The following is a 2,584-nucleotide window of genomic DNA, read 5'->3' on the forward strand; positions in this document are numbered from 1 at the left end:
CGCCGCCCGGCGGGTTCCCCCCGCCGCCCCGCATCCGCCCCAGCCCGGCCTTTCACCTTCGCCGCCGCTCAGCATCCGCCCCAGCCTTCATGCCCGCTCGCCTTTCGCCCCGGGCGGCCTTTGCAACCGCACGCCCGGCCCCCGCAACCTAAAGCCCTTCGTCATCCCCGCCGATAAGATTCACGAGGGACAGGCGGTGCCGTTCTGGCACCAGCCTTGCAGCCCCACGGCGGGAGACCCCCATCGGGAAATTTCTTCCGACGAAGAGGTGCATCATGGTCGATCTGGCATCCGGCGGCGTATACTTTTCCGGGCTCGGCAACGGCACGGACTTCTCCAAGGTCATCGACCAGTTGAAGTCCATCGAGCAGATTCCGCAAAAGCGGCTTACCTTGTGGAAGGCCGACTGGCAGAGGCGTCAGGACGCCTTTGGCGAGTTGCGCACGGAAATCGCCTCGCTCAAGGACATCGTGGACTCCATGAGCACCATGAACAAGTTCCTGGTGAAAACGGGTTCCAGTTCCGCCGAAACCGTGGCCAGCGCCACCACCAATTCCAGCGTGCTCGAAGGCAACTACAAGATCGAGGTGGGCCAACTGGCATCCAACTCCATCTGGACCTACAACACCGCCTTCGCCGACAAGAAAACCAAGGTCAACGACTCCGGCAGCGACCAGCAGTTCGTATACACCTACATGGGCAAGACCCGCTCGATCACGGTGCCAAGCGGCACCACCATCGACGCCCTCAAGAACATGATCAACAACGACCCCCAGAACCCGGGGGTAAAGGCAATGCTGGTGCAGAACGGCACCGGCTACACCTTCCAGTTCCGGGGCATGGATCTGGGGGCCAACGCCACGCTGTCCGTGGACTCGGGCACTACCGTCACCGGCCTTCCCGGCACGGCAGCCGCATGGACCGTGCAGGCCGGCCAGAACGCCAGGTACCGGGTCAATGGCTGGCCCGCCACCACCTGGCTGGAATCCGCGTCCAACACATTGACCGGCGCCGTCGAAGGCATGACCATCACCCTCAAGGACGTGGGCACCACCCAGATTTCGGTGGCCACCGACACCGAAAAGATCAAGGAAAACGTCAAGTCGTTCGTGGACGCCATGAATGCCGTACGATCCAAGATCAAGGAATTGACCGCCGTCAACAGCTCCAAGGACGTGGACAATCCCGACAAGGCCTCATCGCTGTATTCCATGCAGAAAGGGTCCATCCTTACCGGCAACTACGGCGTGCAACTGCTGTCCACCCAACTCAAGATGGCCACGGCAGACAGGGCGGCGGGCTTCGAATACCAGTACAAGGACGGCAACCTGCTGCGAGGCGACGAATTTTCGTCGCTGGCGCACATCGGCATCCTGACCAACGCCGAGACCAACAGCCTGAACGCCGGCCTGCTGGAACTTGACGAAGAAAAACTGAACGAGGTGCTGAAGACAAACCCCACGGCAGTGGCGGAACTGTTTGCCGCAGACGGGCTGCCCGAGTCCGATTCGTCCGACTTCAGCTATTACTCGCACGTCAAGGGCGTGACCAAGGCGGGCATCTACGACGTGACCTACGACGTGGACGCCTCGGGCAACATCGTCAACGCCTTCATCGGCGGCAAGCGCGCCAGCATCGACAACGCCAACAAGCAGATCACGGCCATGGAAGGCGACGCCCGAGGCCTGGCGCTGCAAATCGACAACCTTTCGCAGGGCAGCTACGCGAGCCGCATGCGCATCAAGGAAGGCAAGCTCAGCGGCCTCAGCGAACAGCTCAAGGACATGCTGGGCAGCGACGGCGCGCTGAAGATCCTGGAAGACAACTACCAGGACATCATGGACGACATACAGACGAAGATCGACAAGGAAGTGGACCGCGTCACCCAGTGGGAACGGCGCGAACGGCTGCGCTACTCGCGACTGGAGGCCACCCTGGCCCGCTACGACGCGCTGGGCAAGTCCGTGGAAAGCCAGATCAAGTCGTTGTCCTCGTCAACGTCTTCGTAGCCACGGGCCGGAACCGCCGGAACAACCGGGGCGGCCACACCCGCCACCACGCGAAAAACGGCCACAACGTGCGACACACTCACCGCATCGACACGCGGGCGCATATACCGGGAGAATGCAATGCAGAAGGCCGCACACGCCTACCTACAGACCCAGGTCACCACGACCACCCAGGGCGAGCTGTTGCTCCTGCTGTATGACGGGGCCATCAAGTTCCTGAACCAGGCCAAGGAAAAGATCGCCGAACGCGACTACGCGGGCAAGGGCATCCTGATCTCCAAGGCCCTGGACATCGTCAACGAACTGGACGCCAGCCTGAACCTGGAAAAGGGCGGCGAACTGGCGGAAAACCTGCACAAGCTGTACTTCTACTGCTCAACCCGCCTGCTCAACGCCAACCTGAAGATGGACGTGGCGTTCATTGACGAGGTGATCAAGATACTGTCCGGCCTGCGCGGCGCCTACGGCCAGATCGTCAACACCCCCGAGGCCATGGCCGTGGGGGCCAGCATGGCGGCCAGCCGTGCGCCTGCCAATGCCGCGCCCTCGCGCGTGCCGCTGCCCACCGCGCAGAT

2 protein-coding genes are annotated in these 2,584 nt (G+C 62.4%); both read left to right on the top strand.

The window, feature by feature from the left end; all coding sequences use genetic code 11:
• The first annotated feature begins 275 nt into the window (after window positions 1-275).
• Complete coding sequence (gene fliD / locus FVW20_RS12305; protein WP_196609846.1) at window positions 276-2,009, top strand: flagellar filament capping protein FliD; 1,734 nt, start codon at window positions 276-278, stop codon at window positions 2,007-2,009.
• A 120-nt stretch (window positions 2,010-2,129) separates the two neighbouring features.
• Window positions 2,130-2,584: flagellar export chaperone FliS (fliS, locus tag FVW20_RS12310; protein ID WP_196609847.1), on the top strand; the 455-nt coding region annotated here is incomplete at its 3' end.

Origin of the sequence: Nitratidesulfovibrio oxamicus (assembly GCF_015731765.1) — a bacterium.
GTDB classification, from domain to species: Bacteria; Desulfobacterota; Desulfovibrionia; order Desulfovibrionales; family Desulfovibrionaceae; genus Cupidesulfovibrio; species Cupidesulfovibrio oxamicus.

Excerpts from the sequence above, each read along its gene's own strand:
- fliD (WP_196609846.1), top strand. The coding sequence starts at position 276 with ATGGTCGATCTGGCATCCGGCGGCGTATACTTTTCCGGGCTCGGCAAC.